Origin of the sequence: Mesorhizobium sp. B2-4-17, from assembly GCF_006441275.1 — a bacterium.
Classification (GTDB): Bacteria; Pseudomonadota; Alphaproteobacteria; order Rhizobiales; family Rhizobiaceae; genus Mesorhizobium.
In genome coordinates, this window is record NZ_VFUX01000044.1 from 1 (window position 1) to 18,824 (window position 18,824).

At 60.4% G+C, this 18,824-nt stretch carries 13 protein-coding genes and 1 pseudogene; 8 read left to right on the forward strand and 6 right to left on the reverse strand.

Translation table 11 applies throughout. The features are described from left to right. From FJ548_RS26800 to FJ548_RS26815, 4 genes and pseudogenes are all read left to right on the forward strand, one after another. Positions 1-648: pseudogene (locus FJ548_RS26800) on the forward strand (hypothetical protein); the annotation flags it as partial. 230 nt (positions 649-878) lie between these two features. Further along, positions 879-3,170: a peptidase domain-containing ABC transporter gene (locus FJ548_RS26805; protein ID WP_140779448.1), complete on the forward strand. Its 2,292-nt coding sequence runs from the start codon at positions 879-881 to the stop codon at positions 3,168-3,170. 84 nt (positions 3,171-3,254) lie between these two features. After that, the gene (locus FJ548_RS26810; protein WP_246671660.1) at positions 3,255-4,616 is read left to right on the forward strand and encodes an HlyD family type I secretion periplasmic adaptor subunit; all 1,362 of its coding nucleotides are present in this window, start codon (positions 3,255-3,257) and stop codon (positions 4,614-4,616) included. 158 nt (positions 4,617-4,774) lie between these two features. Beyond that, positions 4,775-6,379, forward strand: coding sequence for a tetratricopeptide repeat protein (locus FJ548_RS26815; protein ID WP_246678778.1), 1,605 nt, complete (start codon positions 4,775-4,777; stop codon positions 6,377-6,379). 223 nt (positions 6,380-6,602) lie between these two features. On the opposite strand, the gene FJ548_RS26820 is transcribed toward FJ548_RS26815, so the two are convergent. Together FJ548_RS26820 and FJ548_RS26825 are read right to left on the reverse strand one after the other, a co-directional pair. After that, the gene (locus FJ548_RS26820; protein ID WP_140613509.1) at positions 6,603-6,923 is read right to left on the reverse strand and encodes a DUF982 domain-containing protein; all 321 of its coding nucleotides are present in this window, start codon (positions 6,921-6,923) and stop codon (positions 6,603-6,605) included. Positions 6,924-7,816: 893 nt separating this feature from the next. After that, the gene (locus tag FJ548_RS26825) at positions 7,817-9,325 is read right to left on the reverse strand and encodes a phosphomannomutase/phosphoglucomutase (protein ID WP_140779450.1); all 1,509 of its coding nucleotides are present in this window, start codon (positions 9,323-9,325) and stop codon (positions 7,817-7,819) included. Between the two features lie 386 nt (positions 9,326-9,711). Here FJ548_RS26825 and FJ548_RS26830 point away from each other — a divergent pair, with 386 nt between their 5' ends. Then, on the forward strand, positions 9,712-9,945 hold the full coding sequence (locus FJ548_RS26830) for a hypothetical protein (RefSeq protein WP_140779451.1): 234 nt from the start codon (positions 9,712-9,714) through the stop codon (positions 9,943-9,945). A gap of 216 nt (positions 9,946-10,161) precedes the next feature. On the opposite strand, the gene FJ548_RS26835 is transcribed toward FJ548_RS26830, so the two are convergent. Beyond that, entirely contained in the window at positions 10,162-11,619 is a 1,458-nt protein-coding gene (locus tag FJ548_RS26835) for a hypothetical protein (RefSeq protein WP_246678779.1), read from the reverse strand. A gap of 558 nt (positions 11,620-12,177) precedes the next feature. Here FJ548_RS26835 and FJ548_RS26840 point away from each other — a divergent pair. From FJ548_RS26840 to FJ548_RS26850, 3 genes are all read left to right on the forward strand, one after another. Next, the gene (locus tag FJ548_RS26840; RefSeq protein ID WP_023774751.1) at positions 12,178-12,402 is read left to right on the forward strand and encodes a hypothetical protein; all 225 of its coding nucleotides are present in this window, start codon (positions 12,178-12,180) and stop codon (positions 12,400-12,402) included. Positions 12,403-13,167: 765 nt separating this feature from the next. Then, complete coding sequence (locus tag FJ548_RS26845) at positions 13,168-13,842, forward strand: response regulator transcription factor (protein WP_023774752.1); 675 nt, start codon at positions 13,168-13,170, stop codon at positions 13,840-13,842. Between the two features lie 559 nt (positions 13,843-14,401). Continuing rightward, complete coding sequence (locus FJ548_RS26850; protein WP_140779452.1) at positions 14,402-15,829, forward strand: glutamate-1-semialdehyde 2,1-aminomutase; 1,428 nt, start codon at positions 14,402-14,404, stop codon at positions 15,827-15,829. 168 nt (positions 15,830-15,997) lie between these two features. Here FJ548_RS26850 and FJ548_RS26855 read toward each other — a convergent pair whose 3' ends face one another. The 3 genes from FJ548_RS26855 to FJ548_RS26865 are packed head-to-tail and all read right to left on the reverse strand — an operon-like array spanning position 15,998 to position 18,755. Continuing rightward, positions 15,998-16,651, reverse strand: a complete 654-nt coding sequence (locus tag FJ548_RS26855) for a PIG-L deacetylase family protein (protein WP_140779453.1) — start codon at positions 16,649-16,651, stop codon at positions 15,998-16,000. Then, complete coding sequence (locus tag FJ548_RS26860) at positions 16,648-17,463, reverse strand: sugar phosphate nucleotidyltransferase (protein ID WP_140612764.1); 816 nt, start codon at positions 17,461-17,463, stop codon at positions 16,648-16,650. Before FJ548_RS26860 ends, FJ548_RS26855 begins: the two co-directional genes overlap by 4 nt. Continuing rightward, positions 17,460-18,755 (reverse strand): class I SAM-dependent methyltransferase, encoded by a 1,296-nt coding sequence (locus FJ548_RS26865; protein WP_140779454.1) that lies wholly within the window; start codon positions 18,753-18,755, stop codon positions 17,460-17,462. Before FJ548_RS26865 ends, FJ548_RS26860 begins: the two co-directional genes overlap by 4 nt. Positions 18,756-18,824 lie beyond the last annotated feature (69 nt).

Consider the following 18,824-nt stretch of genomic DNA (forward strand, 5'->3'; position numbering starts at 1 on the left):
GGAGCAACCGGCTCGACCGGTGCAACTGGGGCCACAGGTGCAACAGGCTCAACCGGTGCCACAGGCTCGACCGGTGCAACCGGTTCGACCGGAGCTACCGGGTCGACCGGTGCCACCGGTTCGACTGGCTCGACCGGAGCAACCGGTCCGACCGGCTCGCCTGGTCCGACAGGACCGACTGGCCCGACCGGTTCGGGTGGTGGTGAGACTGGTAGTCATGGCAACAACGGCCACGGCAACGGAGAACAGCCCGCGCCGGGCAATTCCGGGGACCACAACAATGCCGACAACAGCTCACACCAGGGACAGGGCAACTCCGGCAACGGAAACGGCGGCCCCAAAGCCAACGTCACGCCCAGCACGCTGGGCCTCAAGGACACGACGCAATTCCTGCCGTCGAGCTCGGCCGGCAGTGACCCCGGCGGCCAAGCGTCGTTCCGCAACCTGATCGGCCTTGCCGCGACGTCGGTAACGACAGACCTGTTGAATGTCCTCAAGACGATCAGCGGATCTGGTCACAACCAGAACAAGCCGTCCGGGGCGAGCACGGATCTCACGTCGGACCAGACCAAGCCTGGCGCTGGCTACGCCAGCAACGACCACACCGTCAAGACGTCCCTGAAGGATCTCTTAAAGCCGCATGAGTGAGCAGGACTGTTGAACGGACGAACGGGAACTCGTCCAAGTTTGAAAAAAAGGACGCGCGGGCTAACCTGGAAATCGGCACCCGCGCGTTCATCATCTCGAGAGAGGAAATGCCATGAGAGGCGCGCTCCCGATCAGTTCGGAGTACAGTGCGGCATTGCCAGGAACCTCGGCAGAAACGCCTCGGCCTGGGCATTGTGGATCGTTGGCGCTGCGTACCGGATGAGAAGCCTGTGGTAAACGTTCCCGTAAATGCCGAGAATCAGCCGCTCCGGATCCGCGCCGCCACCGAAGTCGAGGCTGCGGCGGACCAGACCGACGGCCAGAATGCGCCCGGCGGTCCCGCCGAGCTCGACCAGCTCGGGGCGCGCCTCAAGGCCGTACTGCGGGCCGCCCGCTATCACGGCGTCGAACTCGACCCCTCGGAATTCAGGACGGCGAACCCGGTCCCGAGCGCCGCCGATCTCTCCGAGTGGGCGCAGAACGCCGGCATGTGGTCGCGCGCCATACGCATCCGCTGGGCCCACCTCTTGCGCTTCCAGGACACCGGACCGGTCGTCCTGTTGTTCAACGATGGCGGCGCGGGTCTCCTTACCGGCGCGAGTGCCGAGCGCAAAGTCGTCTTCCTCAAAAGTGCTGACGCGCCAGACGACGGCGAGGTCACCGCCGTCGACGAGCTGCGGCTGTCCCAGGTGTGGACGGGCGAGGCCGTGCTGCTGCGCCCTACACGGTCGCAGGTGGCGGCGGACGCGCCTTTCACCCTGCACTGGCTGGCCGAACTGGTGCGGCTGGAAAGCCGCTCCCTGCGCGACATCGCCATTGCCTCGTTCACGCTCAGTGTCCTTACCATCTTGCCGCCGCTGATGGTCATGACGTTGGTCAACAAGGTGCTGCAGTTCAACAGCCTGTCCACTCTGGTGCTCTTGTCCGCGGTGATTGCCGTGGTTTTCGTCTACGAGACCCTGCTTGGCCATGCGCGGCGAATGATCATCAACGTTGTCGGCGCCCGTCTCGACACCAAGCTGCATCTGCACGTCTTTAGCCGGCTCCTGCGCCTGCCGCTCGACTATTTCGAGCGCCATCCAGCCGGCGAGACGATGTATCATCTCGCCCAGGTCTATCGTATCCGCGAATTCCTGACCGGAAAGCTCCTCAGCACGTTCCTGGATCTGATCACGCTGTGCGTGCTGGTGCCCGTAATGTTCTATATCAACGCCACGCTGGCCTGGATCGTGGTGGCCTGCGCGGTCGTGATCATGTTGATCATCCTTGCCTATCTCAAGCCGCTGCGCCGCAGGTACCAACGGGTGGTCGAAGCCGAGACCTGGAAGTCGGCGGCGCTCGGCGAAACTGTCGTCGGCATCAAGACGGTGAAGGCGCTCGGCCTTGAGCCGCAGCGCAAGGCGCTCTGGGATGAACGGGTGGCTGAAGCGGGAAAGGCCCGTCTCTCCTTCGGCCAGCTCGCCAGTTGGCCGCAGACCTTGGTCACGCCGATCGAACGCGTGATGGTGCTCGGCACCATGCTGATCGGCGCCTACCTCGCCATGAACGACCGCTCCGGCTACATGGTCGGCAGCCTGTTCGCCTTCATGATGATCTCCCAGCGCGTGGCGCAGCCGCTGGTCGGCCTGGCGCGACTGGTTGAAGACTATGAGGAGGTCGGTGCGGCGATCGGCGAGGCAGCGTCGGTTCTCAACCGGCCCCTGGAGAGCAGCTCGAATTCCACCGGCCTGAGACCCAAGCTCGTCGGCGAGGTCGCGTTCAGCGACCTGACCTTCAGCTATATCGCTACAAAGACGCCCGCGCTCGACCGGGTCAGCTTCCACATCCCTGCCGGCACCATGTTCGGCATTGTCGGGCGCAGTGGGTCGGGAAAATCGACCATCGCGCGCCTCCTGCAGGGGATCAACCGTGACTACAGCGGCTTCCTCAAGCTTGACGGCGTTGACCTCAAGGAGATCAACCTGCGCCATCTTCGCCAAGGGCTCGGCGTGGTGCTCCAGGACAATTTTCTGTTCCGCGGCTCGATCCGTGACAACATCATCGCCGGGCGCCCAGGGCTGACGCTTTCGGACGCCATGCGTGCCGCTCATCTCGCCGGCGCCCAGGAATTCATCGAGCGGATGCCCAATGGTTACGACACCTACATCGAGGAAGGTTCGCCCAATCTTTCAGGCGGTCAAAAGCAGCGGCTGGCGATCGCGCGCGCCCTCATCCACGATCCGACAATCCTCATCCTCGACGAAGCGACCAGCGCGCTCGACCCCGAGAGCGAGGCAGTGGTCAGCGCCAACCTCATGCGCATCGCCAGCGGGCGCACCATGATCATCGTTTCGCACCGGCTGTCCTCGCTGACAGAATGCGACAACATCCTGGTCATGGATCAGGGTAAGGTGCTCGACGTCGCGCCGCACGCGACGCTGCTCGAGCGATGCACGCTCTATCGCCAGCTGTGGTCGCAGCAAAACCGGCACCTCGATGGCCGCCAAGGCCGTCCGGTCGCCATACCGCCGCGGTTGGTTTGACGATGCCAAGACAATCTACGCTTTCAGGTCCGGTAACCCATGAGTAGCACCTCGCTCATCGCCCTCCCCGCCCGGCGGCAGCGGATGGAAACGAGGGATCCGACAACCCCGGCCATACTGGAGTTCCAGTGGCCGTCGAGCGCCGTCACCAATGCACCCATTCCGCGCACGGCGCGCGGCATCGTCTGGATCATTGCGAGCCTCGTCATGGCGCTGATCGCCCTGGCAGGACTAATACCGGTCGATCAGGTTGTGACGGCAAGGGGGCTGGTGGTGTCAAACGCGCCCAACATCCTCGTGCAGCCGCTGGAGACGGCGATCGTGCGTTCGATCGACGTTCGTGAGGGACAGCACGTTCAGGCCGGTCAAGTGCTTGCTCGCCTCGATGCGACCTTTGCTTCAGCCGACCTGGCGGCGCTTGCGATGCAGGTTTCGACGCTTGAAGCCGAAGTGGCGCGCCTGAAGGCGGAAGCAGACGGCAAGGTCTTCAACTATGACGGTCTGGACCCAAGCTGGACCCTGCAGGCATCGATCTTTGAGCGCCGCAAGGCGGTTTACGACGCCAAGGTCGAAAACTTCGACCGCCAGCGCGACGAACTCGGTTCCGTGATCTCGCGTTCGCTGTCGGATGCCGACGGCTACCGCCAGCGGCTCGCTGTGGCGGCGTCGATCGAACAGATGCGCAAGCAGCTCGAAGCACGGCAGGTGGGCAGCCGCCTCAACACACTGCTGGCCGAAGACAATCGCGCCGAAATGTCCCGGTCGCTTGGTAATGCCGAGCAGACGGCCCAAGCCGCAAGGCTCAAGCAGCAGGCCGTGGCCGCCGAGCGCGACGGCTACATTCAGGGATGGCGAGCCGATGTCTCGCAAAGTCTCTCGGAGGCGAGTTCGCGGATATCCGACGCGCGCGAACTTCTCAACAAGGCAAAGCTGCGCAAGCAGTTGGTTGAATTGAAGAGTGAAGCCGACGCCACCGTCCAATCGGTGGCCAAGGTCTCGGTCGGTTCGGTACTGCAGTCCGGAGAGCGCTTGATCACCCTCGTACCGGCTAACGCGCCGCTCGAGATCGAGACAAACATCGTCGGCCGCAGCAGCGGCTTCGTCCATGTCGGCGACCAGGTGGTCATCAAGTTCGACACTTTCCCCTATTCGCAATACGGGCTCGCGCATGGCACCGTGCGGACGCTCAGCCCGGATTCCTTTTCTGCCCAGGAGCAAGCGCGCGATCCGAACAGCTCGCTGGCTATGCTGCCTTCCGACGCCGAGCCGTTCTATCGCGTGCGCATTTCCATCGATCAGGTCGCTCTTCACGGCGTGCCTGCCGGTTTCACCGTCAGCCCCGGAATGCCGGTGACCGCCGACGTCAAGGTCGGTCGGCGTACGGTGCTCAAGTACATTCTCGCAGTGATGCTCCCGGTCAGCCAAGAAGCGATGCGGGAGCCATAGAGTATTGGAGCAATCTGAGGTTCGGATCGATGACAATTCTGGATCGGCTGGCTGGTCTCGTCTCCCCGGCGGCAGCGTTGCGCCGGTCTATCCAGCTTTTCGACGCCGGCAAACCAGCTGAAGCCTTTCCGCTGATGGCGGTAGCGGCGCGCGCGGGAATGGTCGATGCCGAATACCGGGTCGCGCGTTGCTATCTCGAGGGATCGGGTGTGCCGCCCAGCCGTGTGGAAGGCACGCGTTGGCTGCTGCGGGCAGTCAATCAAGGCAGCGTCGATGCGCAGGCGCTCCTTGCCGCTCTCTACGTCGCCGGGCTGGTCCCGGCGGAAGCCGGCGGCAAAGGCGCCGGATCGGAGCAATTGTTCAAACGGGACCGGCCAGGCGAACCGGACTTCACGGCAGCGTTCGAACTGGCCACCAAGGCGGCCGAGGCGGGCTCGGCAACCGGACAGGCGATCCTTGGCTATATCCTCACCAGCGGCCCCAAGCCGATGCGCAATGCAGATGCGGCGCATCACTGGTACGAGAAGTCAGCTTCCGCCGGCTGTGCCGAAGGATGTCTTGGCCTTGCCCTGTCGCTCGCCCGGCGTGGCAATCGCGAAAACAGGGTCCGGATTGCGGAAGAGGTAAGGCGTGCGGCCGACGCCGACCTGCCGACCGCGACCTATCTACTTGCGGTCCTTACCGAGCACGGGCTCGGCGTGCCAAGCGACATGGCTGCAGCCGCCCAACTGTATCAGGCTGCTGCAGACAAGGGCCTGCCCTCTGCCCAGTTCCGGTTGGGACTGGCACTGATTGACGGTGCACTCGCCGGCCAAGATGTCGCTGCCGGGGAGGCATGGATGCGGCGTGCTGCCTTGGCCGGAAATGTCGAGGCAGCCTATCTCCTGGGCGATCGCTATGTGAAGACACAGCGGCCCGATTTTGCAGAAGCCGCAAACTGGTATCGGCGGGCAGCCGAAGCGGGTCACCAGGCCGCCGCCCGCGCCCTGGCCTCTCTCTACCTAACGGGGAACGGCGTGGCTGAGGATGTCGAAGAGGGAGCACGCTGGCTGCGCGCCTCCGCCAATGCCGGCAATCAGGACGCACAGATCGACCTCGCCAATCTCGTCCTCGGAGGAGCCGGCGAGCCAGACGATCGTGCAAGTGTTGCCGGTTGGTTCGAGGCCGCCGCATCATCGGGCGACCTGATTGCGGCATTCAATCTCGGGCTCTGCTTCGCCAACGGCGTTGGCGTGCGCCAGGACGAGGGACAAGCGGCGCAGTGGCTGAGGCGGGCCGCCGAAGGTGTCGGGGAGGCGCAATATATGTATGCCCGCCTCCTCCAGGATGGACGTGGCGTGGCGACGGACCCAAGGCAGGCCCGCCTCTGGTTTGCCCGGGCGGGCAAAGCCGGCGTCCTCGATGCACAGGTCGCGCTTGCCGAGATGCTGCTCAACGGGCGCGGTGGCGCCCGCGAGCCAGAGGTCGCCACGCAGTTGTTCAAGCAGGCCGCTCTCGACGGCCACGCTGGGGCGATGTTTGCGCTAGGTGCGCTGTACGGTGCTGGCCAGGCCCTGCCGGTGGACCACAAGGCGGCGCAGAAATGGTTCGCCGCCGCTGCCGGGCGTGGTCATGGCCAAGCCCAACTCATGCTCGGGCGTTACCTCGTCAATGGCCTGGCCGGGGAGTGCGACCCTGAGGCCGGCCGGGTCTGGCTCGAGCGCGCGGCTGCCTGCGGCGTCAGTGAAGCGGCCGACGAACTCGCGGAGCCCATATCTGGTTGAGCTTTGCCGATTTTGCAAAGAAACCGTCAGGCTCGTGGCGCGATCGCCCGCTGAGGTGGCTTCATGCGGACACGTCCAGAGCTTTGCAAGCCACCGGGGTGACCGCTGCGGTCATCACCTAAAGCGCTTCGCGTCGAGACGGATTTCAGGCGACGCGCCTTAGGCCGTTGGTTCTACGCAAGTCGTCTTCCCCAAAACCGAGGTCACTGTTGGGCAACGTGCATTAGCCATCAACCACGACTTCTGACCGTCTGTCATAGGCTGTCATCCACTCTTCTGCAGCACCACCAGAGGACTCGATTTCCTCCGCGGCTAGAATTCCCCGAGATCGAGCAAATGCCTCAAAGGCAAGGCGAGCCGTTTCAGCGTTTTTGTCGTCTGCAAGGGCAGACCGGAAAAGCGCAAGTGTGGCCGCATGTGTTGGGCTGCGGAACCCGACCCATTCGTCGAGAAGCTGATAGGCGTCCATGACAGATGACACCTCATGCGCAAAGCCAAGTCCCACAATTACCTGAACCGGGCGGGTGAAGCGCTTGGGCGTCATTGTTGAGCTCCGTTAACGGCGACCGGTAGTCCGAGTGCCACTAGCTAAGCACTGAGGTGGCCGGGCCAAGGACCATCTGTGACCTCAAGGATGCATCATGGTCTAGCAAATATTCAAGTAGGCCTTATGGACTAAGACCCTCCGACGAATTCTGAAGCCGCGCGTACTTCCGGCAGCTGCCATTGATCGCGGTGCGGGCCGTTACCTTCATTGCTCTGTACAGATGGCTCCCATACCGCTTGCATACTGCCCGCAAATCGTTCCCATAAAGAACGGTCTGGCAGACAATTGACGTTCGAGGAGTACAGGTTGCCATTACGGCTCCCGACCAGGTCACCAGAAGCACCTGATCATGGCGTTTGCTGTCGGCGTGGCAAGGGCCGACCGCCGGCGCGATGCTACTGCCGGTCTTTGACGTCGGCACGCACGAGCCGCCCTGCCCCAAACAGAAGCGCGAAACGGTACACTTTTGGCCGACCCGTTCTTACCCCCCGCATTTCTGGGCGGCAAAGGGCGCGCGAAAGTGCCTCGGCTCGCCTTTCGTCAATCTCAAGCATCACATTCTCGCACGTGTCTGAAGCCCCACACCCAGGGCATCTCAGGACATTCGATGGTCGTGTCTCATCGCCGACAAGAGCAAGTTTGCACCTGTTGCAGCCGACCCGCGGTGTGTTTGCGATCATGATGGTTATCCCAGCGCTCGCCAAAGGTTCACCCCTGACGCCGGATGGGAGATGCAATTGAGGGACCATTTGCGGGTGACCCATTACGGCACACCTTTGACGCTGCGAACCCCGGCAGAGCCTGCCCTGGAGCGTGACGATGCAAGAGCCCGTCGTCCCACTTTGCAATAATCAGTTGCACCAAGCCGCCATTCTCGCCGCTTGGCCCTGTCAAAAAGTCTGGTTGTAGGCGCCGACTTCCGGACTGCGGCGCAGCACGGCATCGACGGCATCAAACATCTGGCGGCGACGCTCGGACGAGACCGGACTTTCGACGACCACGACCAGTTCCGGCTTGTTCGACGAGGCGCGCACCAGACCCCAGGTGCCGTCCTCGGCAACGACGCGCACGCCATTGACTGTGACAAGGTCGACGATCTTCTGGCCGGCAAAACTGGAGCCGTCACGCTTCATAGCCTGAAAATCGGAGACCACCCGCTCGACCACGCCGTACTTCACATCGTCCTCGCAGTGCGGGGACATGGTGGGCGTGCCGAAGGTCAGCGGCAGTGCCCCGTAGAGATCGGCCATCGAACTGGCCGGGTTACGGTCCAGCATCTGACAGATGGCGATTGCCGTGACCAGTCCGTCGTCATAGCCGCGCCCGATCGGGGGGTTGAAGAAGAAGTGGCCTGATTTTTCGAAACCGGCGACCGCGCCGAGTTCGGCAACCCGGCGCTTGATGTAGGAATGGCCGGTCTTCCAATAGTCGGTGACGGCGCCATTGGCGCGCAGCACCGCGTCGGTGTTGAACAGTCCGGTCGACTTGACGTCGACGACGAAGGTCGAACCCGGATGGAGCCGCGAAATATCCCGCGCAAGCATGACGCCGACCTTGTCGGCGAAGATCTCGTTGCCTTCATTGTCGACGACACCGCAGCGGTCGCCGTCGCCATCGAAGCCCAGACCGACATCGGCGCCGGTCTTAAGCACCTTGTCTCGGATCGCATGCAGCATCTGCATGTCTTCCGGATTGGGATTGTAGTTTGGAAACGTATGATCAAGCTCGACATCAAGCGGGATCACCTCGCAGCCAATGCGTTCCAGCGCTTCCGGTGCGAAGGCACCAGCAGTGCCGTTGCCGCAGGCGGCGACCACTTTGAGCTTTCGTGTGATGCGCTTGTCTCGGGTCAGATCGTCGAGATAGGTCTCTCGAAAGTCGGAAACGAAATCATAAGAGCCGCCGCCAACAAGGTCGAAATCGCCGGCCAGCACGATCGCCTTGAGCGCGCTCATCTCCTCGGGCCCGAATGTCAGCGGCCGCGCCGCTCCCATCTTGACGCCGGTCCAGCCATTCTCGTTGTGCGATGCGGTGACCATGGCCACCGACGGCGTATCGAGCGCGAACTGCGCGAAATAGGCCATCGGCGACAGCGCCAGACCGATATCCTTCACCCGTGCGCCGGCCGCCATCAGTCCGGAAACCAATGCCAGCTTGATGCCGAGCGAATAGGAACGGAAATCATGTCCGGTGACGATGTCGGGCCCAACGCCGAGACGGCGGATCATCGTACCGAGCCCCATACCCAACGCCTGGACGCCGATCAGGTTGAGTTCGGGCGCGACCTGGCCAAACCACCAGCGCGCGTCATATTCCCTAAAGCCGCACGCCTTGATCAGCGCAGAGGTTTCAAACGCGAAGGTGTTGGGCCGGGCTTCGGCAATGAAATCCAGAGGCACGAAAGGAACTCCGCACGATGAAAACGACACGAATGCGCTTGTCGAGGCGGTAGCTTACCGGAACCATTCCTCAGGCCTATCTATCAGTTTGGTTGAGCCTACTCAGGCTCGACGCCTGCTGCGCCCTTAGCGGGCCGACACTGCCTTTGAAATGGCGATGGCTGTCGCCTTCCCGATAGTGCAGAAGGCGAAGTCTCGGGAACGGTTTTGTCGGCCAATCGAACCTTTTTAATATTTTGTGATCAACCGAATTTGAGTTCTCCACAACCGTCTCCGGTTGACCATCTGCGGTTGCTAGAATCTTGTGGGCGAATGCCCTAAGCAGCCGTGAGCAAGATGCCAAACCCCGCTTTGACGAGCGGTTTGTTGTTAAGCGCGGATGCAAAATGCCACTGTTTTTTTTCGATGTCCGGGACGGCAAATCCCATTTTCCCGACACCGAGGGCACCCATTACGTCGGTGCGCTTGAGGCCCGAGTAGACGCAGTCAGAATGCTGGTCGCCATGGCACAGGACGAAATTCAGGGCGAGTTGCAAAGCAAGCTTTCGGTAATTGTATCCGACGAAAGCCGTAGGCCCGTGATGGAAGCAAATATTGATTGCAATATAAAAGTCTTCTGAAAATCCGCAAAACCGGCATCAGCTTCGCACGGATGAGTTGCCCCGCAACGATATAGCCGTCGGATGCGCAGGTGAGGTCAGGCAGGCTTGTGGCGCCAGCGTGTTGCACTTGTTCGGCACAGCCTGCAGGCTGCGACCAGCTTTTGGCGGCAACCTTCCTTTCCTTGCCAGACGACCGGCGCCCCAGCCAAGGGCGTTCGAGCCCAGGGTCGACGGTTAGTCAACATCCCCGTCCATTTTGAACATGACCGGGCCCTGACACATTGCCAGCAACCTTTGCCGTCGCAAAGCCAACTCGGCGGAACCGGAGTACACGCCGTTGGCCGCGCCGTCGCCGGACGCCGGGCTAGATCGCTCGAATGCGGCAACGCCGCGCCGAGCACTGACTCTCGTGGCGCAAACGACTGCAAGTGCAATGAAAAAGAGGATGCCTGGATCAGCGCTGCCGCCCGACACCGACATGGCAATTATGCTTGCAAGGGCAGCATTCCTGACGCTAGCCACGACGGCGTCTGTTTCTGGATCCACCCATTGCCGAACCGCCCCCAGCCCCCTAGCCAGGACACACAGCAGGCCCCCCATCATCAGCGACCCGAACAAGCCCAACTGGGACAGGACAGCAATGGGCCAACTCGATGCTCTTGAGCTGCCGAACCCCACACCCAGTCCGCTGGTATCGAGAAAAGACTGCAGGCTCTTTACATTCCAATAGGTGCGTTCATGGGCTGAGCCGGAATCCGCTTTGTTGATGATAGTGCTGTTGATCAGCTTGACGAACGGGTCAAACGCCTCGGCCTTGTAAAGACTTATGCCCAATATGGCAGTCCCGCCCAACACCATGAGTGCCATTATGAGGATCTCTTCGCCCTCGACTTTTCCCCTCAGGACCGAGGCCAGCATCGACAAAGCAACCGGGATGCATAGCAGTATCAGCCCGACATAGGCGGTCGATGAAGTCGACAGAATGGACAGGAAGAGCAGGATGGCAGACAGCCATTTGGCCAGCGGTGATTTCGTCTTTCTCCAGTAGCTGTAGCAGAATGCCAGGCAGGCGAGGGAAACGCTGGCGAATGAAGATGCCTCCGAAAAAGGTCCGGTGATCCGCACGAATCCGGCCTCCGTCGCGTTCGATATGATCGCGTAGTTGGCGGTTCTGATGGGGGCCAGCAGGTCTCCCGCGCCCACGTTCTTGCTGATGAAATCGAAGACTCCCATCCCCGTGTGGAGGCCGCACCACAAGAAGAAGCCGCGCCGGACCTGGTCGATCCGGTCGGAGTGCAGCAGCAGGGCGCAAAGCGCTATAGCGGCGAGTCCACCAAGGACGAAATAGCCGGTCTGAGAAATGTTGCCGGAAACCGGCGCCAAGGAATCTTCTATGACTATGCCGCGGGTCTTGGACTGCACGAATACGGCGGTCTGTCCCGCAAAGAATCTCGGAAACAACCATGATCCGATGATTGCGTACAGCATGAGGCTTGTCAGGATCCAGACCGGCCGGATGCTTCCGAACACGAGTCCAAGATCAAGCCATATACGGCGTCTTGCAGCGACGGTCGTGACAAGCAAGGCCGCGAACATGGTATAGATCAACGGAGATGACCCCCCCAGAAAGGTCAGTGTCATGACGGCCGTCGCGCCGAAAGCCTGGGAAGCGATCAAGCCGATGATCAGCATTCCCCTTGAATAGTAGGACGTGACCAAAATAGCCGCGCATATTAGCAGTCCCGGCAGAGACACCTGCATGCCGACGAGTTCCCGCTTGGTTTGGCGCTGTGACGCGGATACAGCGAGCTGTCCGATCGCTAATCTTTCGACAGCTGGATGTCCTGAGCAAGTGAGTCAAAGGGGGTAGCCTTCCACCGGCGATGGTAGAGCGCGCCAATGCTCGTCCCCACGCCACTTCCGTGGCCTTGATAATCAAGGTGATGGTGCGCTCAAAAGCGCTTGGGGTTGAGTGATCGAATGTCCCCATCAAAGTCGCGCCAAAACATGCACCTGAGCACAATTTCGAGAACAAACAGGTCTACGAACGAGGCGCGAAGCGGGTCGTACCCTCCCGCGAATGGCTAAGCCCTGGTTCCGGCGGGCCCCCTAAAGAACGCCTCGACCCGGGAAGCCGACGATCTTACTAAAGTCGCACGCAGTTTTTGGTTCAGCCAGGAAACCCTCTGTCAATGCAGACGCATAGTAGGCCGGGCAGCGGAGAATTCCACTACAGGGAGGAGAGGCGATATGACCAGCCAGGGAGTATATCGCGCGTTAGGGCTCAAGCAAGTTAGGAAACTCAAGGAAGTTTACGAGTGTGCACGGGCCGTGAAGGCCACCTACCCTGAGAGTCATATCGCCAGCAAAGCCGCCAAAAGGTTGATCGACGCCTTCGAAGCCGATGTCCAGAATGCCGGACCTGTTCTGGACGCATCTTGGCTGACCGAGAATGATCCCCAGGGAACTGCCTGAGCCCGAGCTATACATAGCGTAGCTCTGTCGGTGTAAGTGCGGCGGCACCGTGTGCTGCTTCGGACCCTCATGTCCGCAAGGGATGCTGGCGGATTTGCCTTGCCCTTCTCAACCAAACGAGCTGGCATTTGCCACAGCGTCCAAGGAGCGCCAGGGAGCTGCCCTATGCGGTCCTTTCGTTGAGCGTTGCGCGAAGCAGGCGCTTAGATGACAGTGCCGGCGCCTATGCAGTCAACCGATGCTTTGGAGATACATGGCTTTTGACTGTCGGAGGGTAGTCCTCGGCTACGCCCATGGGATGAGGACCGCCGAGGCCAGCCGTCTTCGGATGGGTTCACCTTCAGAGCGTTGCGATGTCCTGCGGTATTCAGACGCTCCAGAACATCCATCGACTGGCCAGCTCGCATGTTTACCTAAAACGGTAGCGCCCGCGGCGGGGCTAGCCGTTAGTGTTTTTCGCAGATTCAAAAATTTAACCAAATGTTAATCTAAGTTAGCGCTGGCTCATAAATAGCCCATAAGCTCAGGTTGTTCTGGTTGGGATAGGGAACAGCAGTGGGTGCAAGGCTGGGCAAATTCCAGCTGAAGCTCCCAAAACGGTGGGCGCTATTTTTCAATTTCTGAAGGAACTGAAGAGTGAGGGGCTAATTGGCCGCCGCAGGGCGGATCGCGTGGAAAAGGGTGGGTAAAAGTATGGGCTCCACAGTAGGACTGCATAAATATACTTCGGCAGATCAGGCAGAAATCCCGTCGGGCGGAGCGGGAATGGTGCAACGAGCAGGCAGGGAATGTCTGCTCATCCTGGACGGAAGGGCGCTCGACCGCGAATGTCTCGCATCGGCTCTGGAAGACCACGATCTCGGCATGGCCGTCGAGGCCATGGGATCGATTGCCGAATGGCGCGCGAAAGAGGGGATGACTCTTGCAGCCATTCTCTTCAACCTAGGTGGCCGGAAAGTCACCGACCAGGGTATCGCGGACCAGATCAGGCGAATTTCGTGCGAATTCAAGTCGGTGCCCGTAGTGATTTTGGCGGACACCGAAGACCTTGCACAGATACTGACGGCTCTCGAATGTGGCGCGCGTGGCTACATTCCAACCTCTGTAGGGATCGATGTCTGTGTCGAGGCAATCAATCTTGCGGCAGCGGGAGGCATCTTCGTTCCGGCAAGTAGCGTTCTGTCTATGCGGCACCTGATAGATTCAGGCAGCCGTGATGCGCCCTTGACCGGCATGTTCACGCTCAGGCAGGCTGAGGTCGCGCAGGCGCTCCGACGCGGCAAGGCCAACAAGATCATCGCCTTTGAACTGAACCTGCGCGAAAGCACGGTGAAGGTGCACATCCGCAACATCATGAAAAAGCTCAAGGCGACCAACCGCACGGAAGTCGCATACAAGGTCAATGATCTCTTCGCGGAAGGAACTGCGGCTGAACGGTGATCGCAATCACAAGCCGCCTTCCCTCAATGTACGATCGCGGTCTTATGTAGCGAACGCACCAAGCGGGTCGCGGTCAACGAAAAGCCCGCCACGGTAGCGACCCGGGCGGGCTTCATTCTGAGCGGCTACATCCCGGGGGAATCGACCGCTGCTAGCTGTTTACCATACGATTCTTTCCCGTGAATGGCGTGATCACGTAGGGGACGGCTATTTGGCAGGATCGCCGGGAATTCCCGGGATGTCCGCGGGTCAGTGGTCGTAGTTCGCGGCAGCCGCGGCGCAAATGCTCATCAGCATTTTGGACACGCCGGACTGTTCCCCAGGGTCCCAGTGTTGAGCCTACTTCAACCAACCTACGCTCGATTAGCTGCTCCCGGCATGGGGAAACGCTGCGCGAGTCGCTTGCGCCTTGATGCTGCTTGTCAGTTGGCGCGTTTGCTGCACAAGACCGCACAATCGCGCCAACCATCCACCATAAGTGCTAAACCGGTGACCTTATGGAGAACGCGAAAATCCAGGCTCAGACATCTAGACTTTCTGTCGAACTGGAGCAGTCCGCATGCCTGAGCAAAGCCTCTGTTTTCGCAAATCGGGACGCCTTCAAGAACGTGGCCGTGAGCTGATCCCAGGCGGCAGCCACACCTACGCGAAGGGCGAGGATCAGTATCCCGTTCTCGCGCCGGGCTTTATCGAACGTGGTCTGGGGTGCCACGTCTGGGATGTCGATGGAAACCAATACATCGAATACGGCATGGGCAACCGTTCCGTCGGGCTGGGGCATGCATACCCAACGGTGCTCAGGGCGGTGGAGGCGGCGCTTGCAGGCGGAGCCAACTTCACGCGCCCCGCAAGGATCGAAGTTGACTGCGCCGAAACCTTCCTTGAACTCGTCGGCGCGCAGATGGTAAAATTCTGCAAGGACGGATCGGACGCCACGTCAGGCGCCGTCCGCCTGGCCCGCGCCTACACGGGTCGCGATCTCGTCGCGTGCTGCGCCGACCACCCTTTCTTTTCGACAGACGATTGGTTCATCGGGACCACACCGATGAATGCGGGAATTCCAGAAGCGGTTCAAAACCTGACCCTCACTTTCCGGTACAACGACATCGCTAGTGTCAAGGATTTGTTCGACAGGCACCCGGGTAAGGTAGCCGCTCTGATCCTGGAACCTTCCCGTGGCGACGATCCGGCCGACGGCTTCCTGCATAATGTCCAGCGTCTTTGCCGGGAAAATGGCGCGCTGTTCATTCTCGACGAAATGATCACCGGGTTCAGGTGGCATGCAGCGGGAGCACAAAGGCTCTATGGCATCGAACCGGACTTGTCGACATTCGGCAAGGCTCTTGGCAATGGTTTTTCGGTCTCCGCCCTGGCAGGCAAACGCGAATATATGCGGCTGGGTGGGCTCGAGCATACGGATCGCCCCCGTGTCTTTCTGCTGTCGACCACGCATGGTGCGGAAACCCACGCGCTTGCCGCGGCCATCGCGACCATACGGGTTTATCAGGACCAGTCCGTCATTGAACACCTGCACCGTCAGGGAACGAAATTGAAGCAAGGTATCACGGAGGTTTCTAGACGCCATCGACTGGATCGGCACTTCAAAGTTGTCGGCCGTCCTAGTTGTCTCGCCTACGTCACGCTTGACCAGGACGGCAAGCCCTCGCAGACATACCGTTCCCTGTTCCTGCAGGAGACGATCAAGCGTGGTGTCCTCATGCCATCTCTCGTCGTCAGCTACACGCACGACGACACGGCCGTCATGAAAACCATAGACGCCGTCGATGGTGCTCTGGGCGTGTACGCGAAGGCCCTGGATTCGGGAGCAAGCCAATTTTTGGTCGGCCGCCCCTCGCAGATCGTGTTTCGTCGCTTCAACAATGACGATCCACAGGCCCAGATACCGGCGGTCTCACAGAACTCTCGGCCAGCGAGCAGTGAGACCAAACGGCAATCAGAAACCCACCGGCTCGTACCCACTTCATGAGCCGGTAACCCCGATCTGGCAGAGCGTGGTGTCCCAAAAGTGTCGTGCGAAGATCGCCAACAACGTCGAGGATGGCTCCTGAAGGCAAAGCCCGACCCGAAGTCTTCCCAGGAACCATGTGCCCTCTTGGCTCAGACAAGCCCTCAAGCAAATCGGGACGGAAATCCGCTAAAGAAGTCTGGCTTTTCTGAGTGTAAACGCCTCGGCGAAATGTTCCGGCGCCCTGCACTCCATCCCGCGCAATCTCGCCAGCCCCGCGAATGTGTCGCGGTCGAACCAGTCCTTGGAGCGCTGCGTGCCGAAGTGCTGTTGCAGGAGCTCGATCTTGCGTTCCAGCACTGCGGCAGCGAGCGGCACGTAGGCATTTGGCTGGCAAAGATCGCCATCCCATTTGGGAATCTCGTATTCGATCACAAGGTGATCGCGAAAGACATTCCAGGTCAGTTGATTGACCTCCCGGTGGTCTTGATGGGCATCGAACCTAGCATGGGTCAGCACCAGGTCGGGATGGACGCGAGATCTTAGATCTATCAACCGCTGCTTTATCGCCCGGCTATGGGCCGGGAAATAGCTGTCTTCGAAATCCGCGATGTCGATTACCGACGACTTCGATCCTTTCAGGAACGCTTCGGCCGAGGCGCGGGCCTCGGCCGACCGCTGGCCGCCGGCGCTCAGCACACACCAGTGGACGTCCAGTTTCACCCCCGACGCGATCAAACCAAGGATAGTGCCGCCGGCGCCGATCTCGATGTCATCGGAATGGGCGCCAAGGCAGAGGATCGAGAGTTCCTCCCCGCCACGTGCGAGGCCAAGCCCTCTCACGAAGCGGCCACTACCAGACCGCGTCTGGTTTTTTCGGCGGTAACTTTTCTATTCCAGGGCATGTCGCCCCGTTCGACCATGTCTTCGAGCGATTGCCAATCGCGCAGCGTATCCATCGATCGCCAGAAGCCATCATGTTTGTACGCCATGAGCATGTTGTCGTCGATCAGTCGTCTGAAAGGTTCCAGAACGAGCTCCTCGCCATCGCGCATATAGTCGAAGATTTGCGGGCGGAACAGGAAGTAGCCGCCGTTGATCCAGATCTCCGAGGTATCGGTTGTGCGGAACTCACGCACGCGACCGTCTTCCGCGATATCGGCCAAATGGTATGTCAGTGGTGCGCGCACCGCGAGAAAACAACCGATCTTGCCGCTGGCTTCGAATTTCGCCACCACGTCGTCGAGATCGACGTTGGTCAGACCATCGGAGTAGTTGGCCAGGAACATCTTCTCGTTCTTAACCTGGTCCCTTGCCGCCCAGAGGCGTTCGCCGATATTGCGCCAGACTCCGGTATCAAGCAGGGTAATGCTCCAGTCCTTGGCCTGGTCTCCGAGCAGTTTCACGTCTTGACCTCCCTGCGTGACCACGCAATCGGAAAAGGTCTGCGGCCGTGTGTTGAGGAAGAAATCCTTGATGACATTGGCTTTGTAGCCCAGGCACAAGACGAATTCGTCATGTCCATAATCGCTGTACCACTGCATCACGTGGCGCAGGATCGGCTGGTGGCCAAGCGGGATCATCGGCTTGGGTATACTGTCGGAATAGTCGCGGATCCGGGTTCCGCGACCGCCGCAGAAGAGGACAACTTTCATCTGCCTAACTCCGATGGATCGATCACCGCCACAAAAGGAATTGGGACCACAAACTTTGCACCCCAGGAGGCGACATGGCGCATCTGTTCGATGATCTCGTCCTTCAGGTTCCACGGAAGGATCAGGATGTAATCTGGCCGGACTTCGTCGATGGCCTCGACGGATTTGATCGGGATATGCATCCCCGGCGTGAAGCGACCATGCTTGTAAGGATTACGGTCGACCGTGAAGTCAAGGAAGTCGGTGCCGATAGCGCAGTAATTGAGCAACGTGTTGCCCTTGCCTGGAGCGCCGTAGCCACAAATCTTCCTCCCTTCGTTTTTGGCCGAGATAAGGAACGCCAACAGGTCGCGCTTGGCGCGCTGCGCCTTGTGACCGAAGGAGGCATAGGTAATCATCTCCGTTAGCCCGTGCCGCTTTTCTCGGGCGAGAAGTTTGCCCACCCTGTCATCCACGCCCCAGCGACTGCCATCATGGGCGAGATAGACGCGCAGCGAGCCGCCATGGGTGGGCAACTCCTCGACGTCGATCAGCCGCAATCCGTGGCGCGCCGCCATCAGCTCGACCGTCAGCAGCGAGAAATATGAAAAGTGCTCATGATAAATGGTGTCGAACTGGTTCTCCGCCATCAGCCGCTCGATATGCGGAAATTCGAGCGTGACCACGCCCTCAGGCTTGAGCAGGATTCTTATCCCGGCGACGAAGTCATTGAGGTCTGGGACCTGTGCCAGGACGTTGTTGCCAATGATCAGGTCGGCGCGACGTCCTTCCCCGACCAGTTGATTTGCCAGCCGGACCCCGAAGAAGTCGACCCTGGTGGACACGCCTTTCTCGATCGCGGCGCGCGCAACATTGGCTGCCGGTTCGACGCCCAATACAGGAACGCCCAGTGGCAGGAAGTGCTGCAGCAGGTAGCCATCGTTGCTTGCGAGCTCGACCGCAAGACTGTCACGGCCAAGCCCAAGCCGTCTGGTGATGGCCTCGCAATACACTTTCGAATGAGCCACCCAGCTGGACGAGAACGAAGAGAAGTAGGCATATTCGCCGAAAATGGTCTCGGGGCTCAGATACTCCTTGAGCTGCACCAGGTAGCAAGTGTCGCAGACAAGCACGTTGAGCGGATAGTAAGCTTCCATTTGATCAAGCTGCTCGGCCTGAAGGAAGCTTTCGCAAGGCGGGGACATGCCTAGATCCACCAAGGTGTGGCGCAGGCGCGACCCGCAGAGCCTGCAACCGACGTCGCGGCTTGCCGCACTGTGACCGCGAACGGTTTCGATAGCCTGAATATTCATTCCCCGCTCCTGTCTTCTACCTAACCCGCGGGTACGCTCCGCAGAACCCATGCCTGCCGCGGCTGAGTA

Coding starts and splice junctions, on each gene's coding strand:
- FJ548_RS26810 (WP_246671660.1), top strand. CDS start 3,255: ATGGAAACGAGGGATCCGACAACCCCGGCCATACTGGAGTTCCAGTGG.
- FJ548_RS26815 (WP_246678778.1), top strand. CDS start 4,775: ATGGTCGATGCCGAATACCGGGTCGCGCGTTGCTATCTCGAGGGATCG.
- FJ548_RS26820 (WP_140613509.1), bottom strand. CDS start 6,923: ATGACGCCCAAGCGCTTCACCCGCCCGGTTCAGGTAATTGTGGGACTT.
- FJ548_RS26830 (WP_140779451.1), top strand. CDS start 9,712: ATGCCACTGTTTTTTTTCGATGTCCGGGACGGCAAATCCCATTTTCCC.
- FJ548_RS26835 (WP_246678779.1), bottom strand. CDS start 11,619: ATGCTGATCATCGGCTTGATCGCTTCCCAGGCTTTCGGCGCGACGGCC.
- FJ548_RS26840 (WP_023774751.1), top strand. CDS start 12,178: ATGACCAGCCAGGGAGTATATCGCGCGTTAGGGCTCAAGCAAGTTAGG.
- FJ548_RS26845 (WP_023774752.1), top strand. CDS start 13,168: ATGGTGCAACGAGCAGGCAGGGAATGTCTGCTCATCCTGGACGGAAGG.
- FJ548_RS26850 (WP_140779452.1), top strand. CDS start 14,402: ATGCCTGAGCAAAGCCTCTGTTTTCGCAAATCGGGACGCCTTCAAGAA.
- FJ548_RS26860 (WP_140612764.1), bottom strand. CDS start 17,463: ATGAAAGTTGTCCTCTTCTGCGGCGGTCGCGGAACCCGGATCCGCGAC.
- FJ548_RS26865 (WP_140779454.1), bottom strand. CDS start 18,755: ATGAATATTCAGGCTATCGAAACCGTTCGCGGTCACAGTGCGGCAAGC.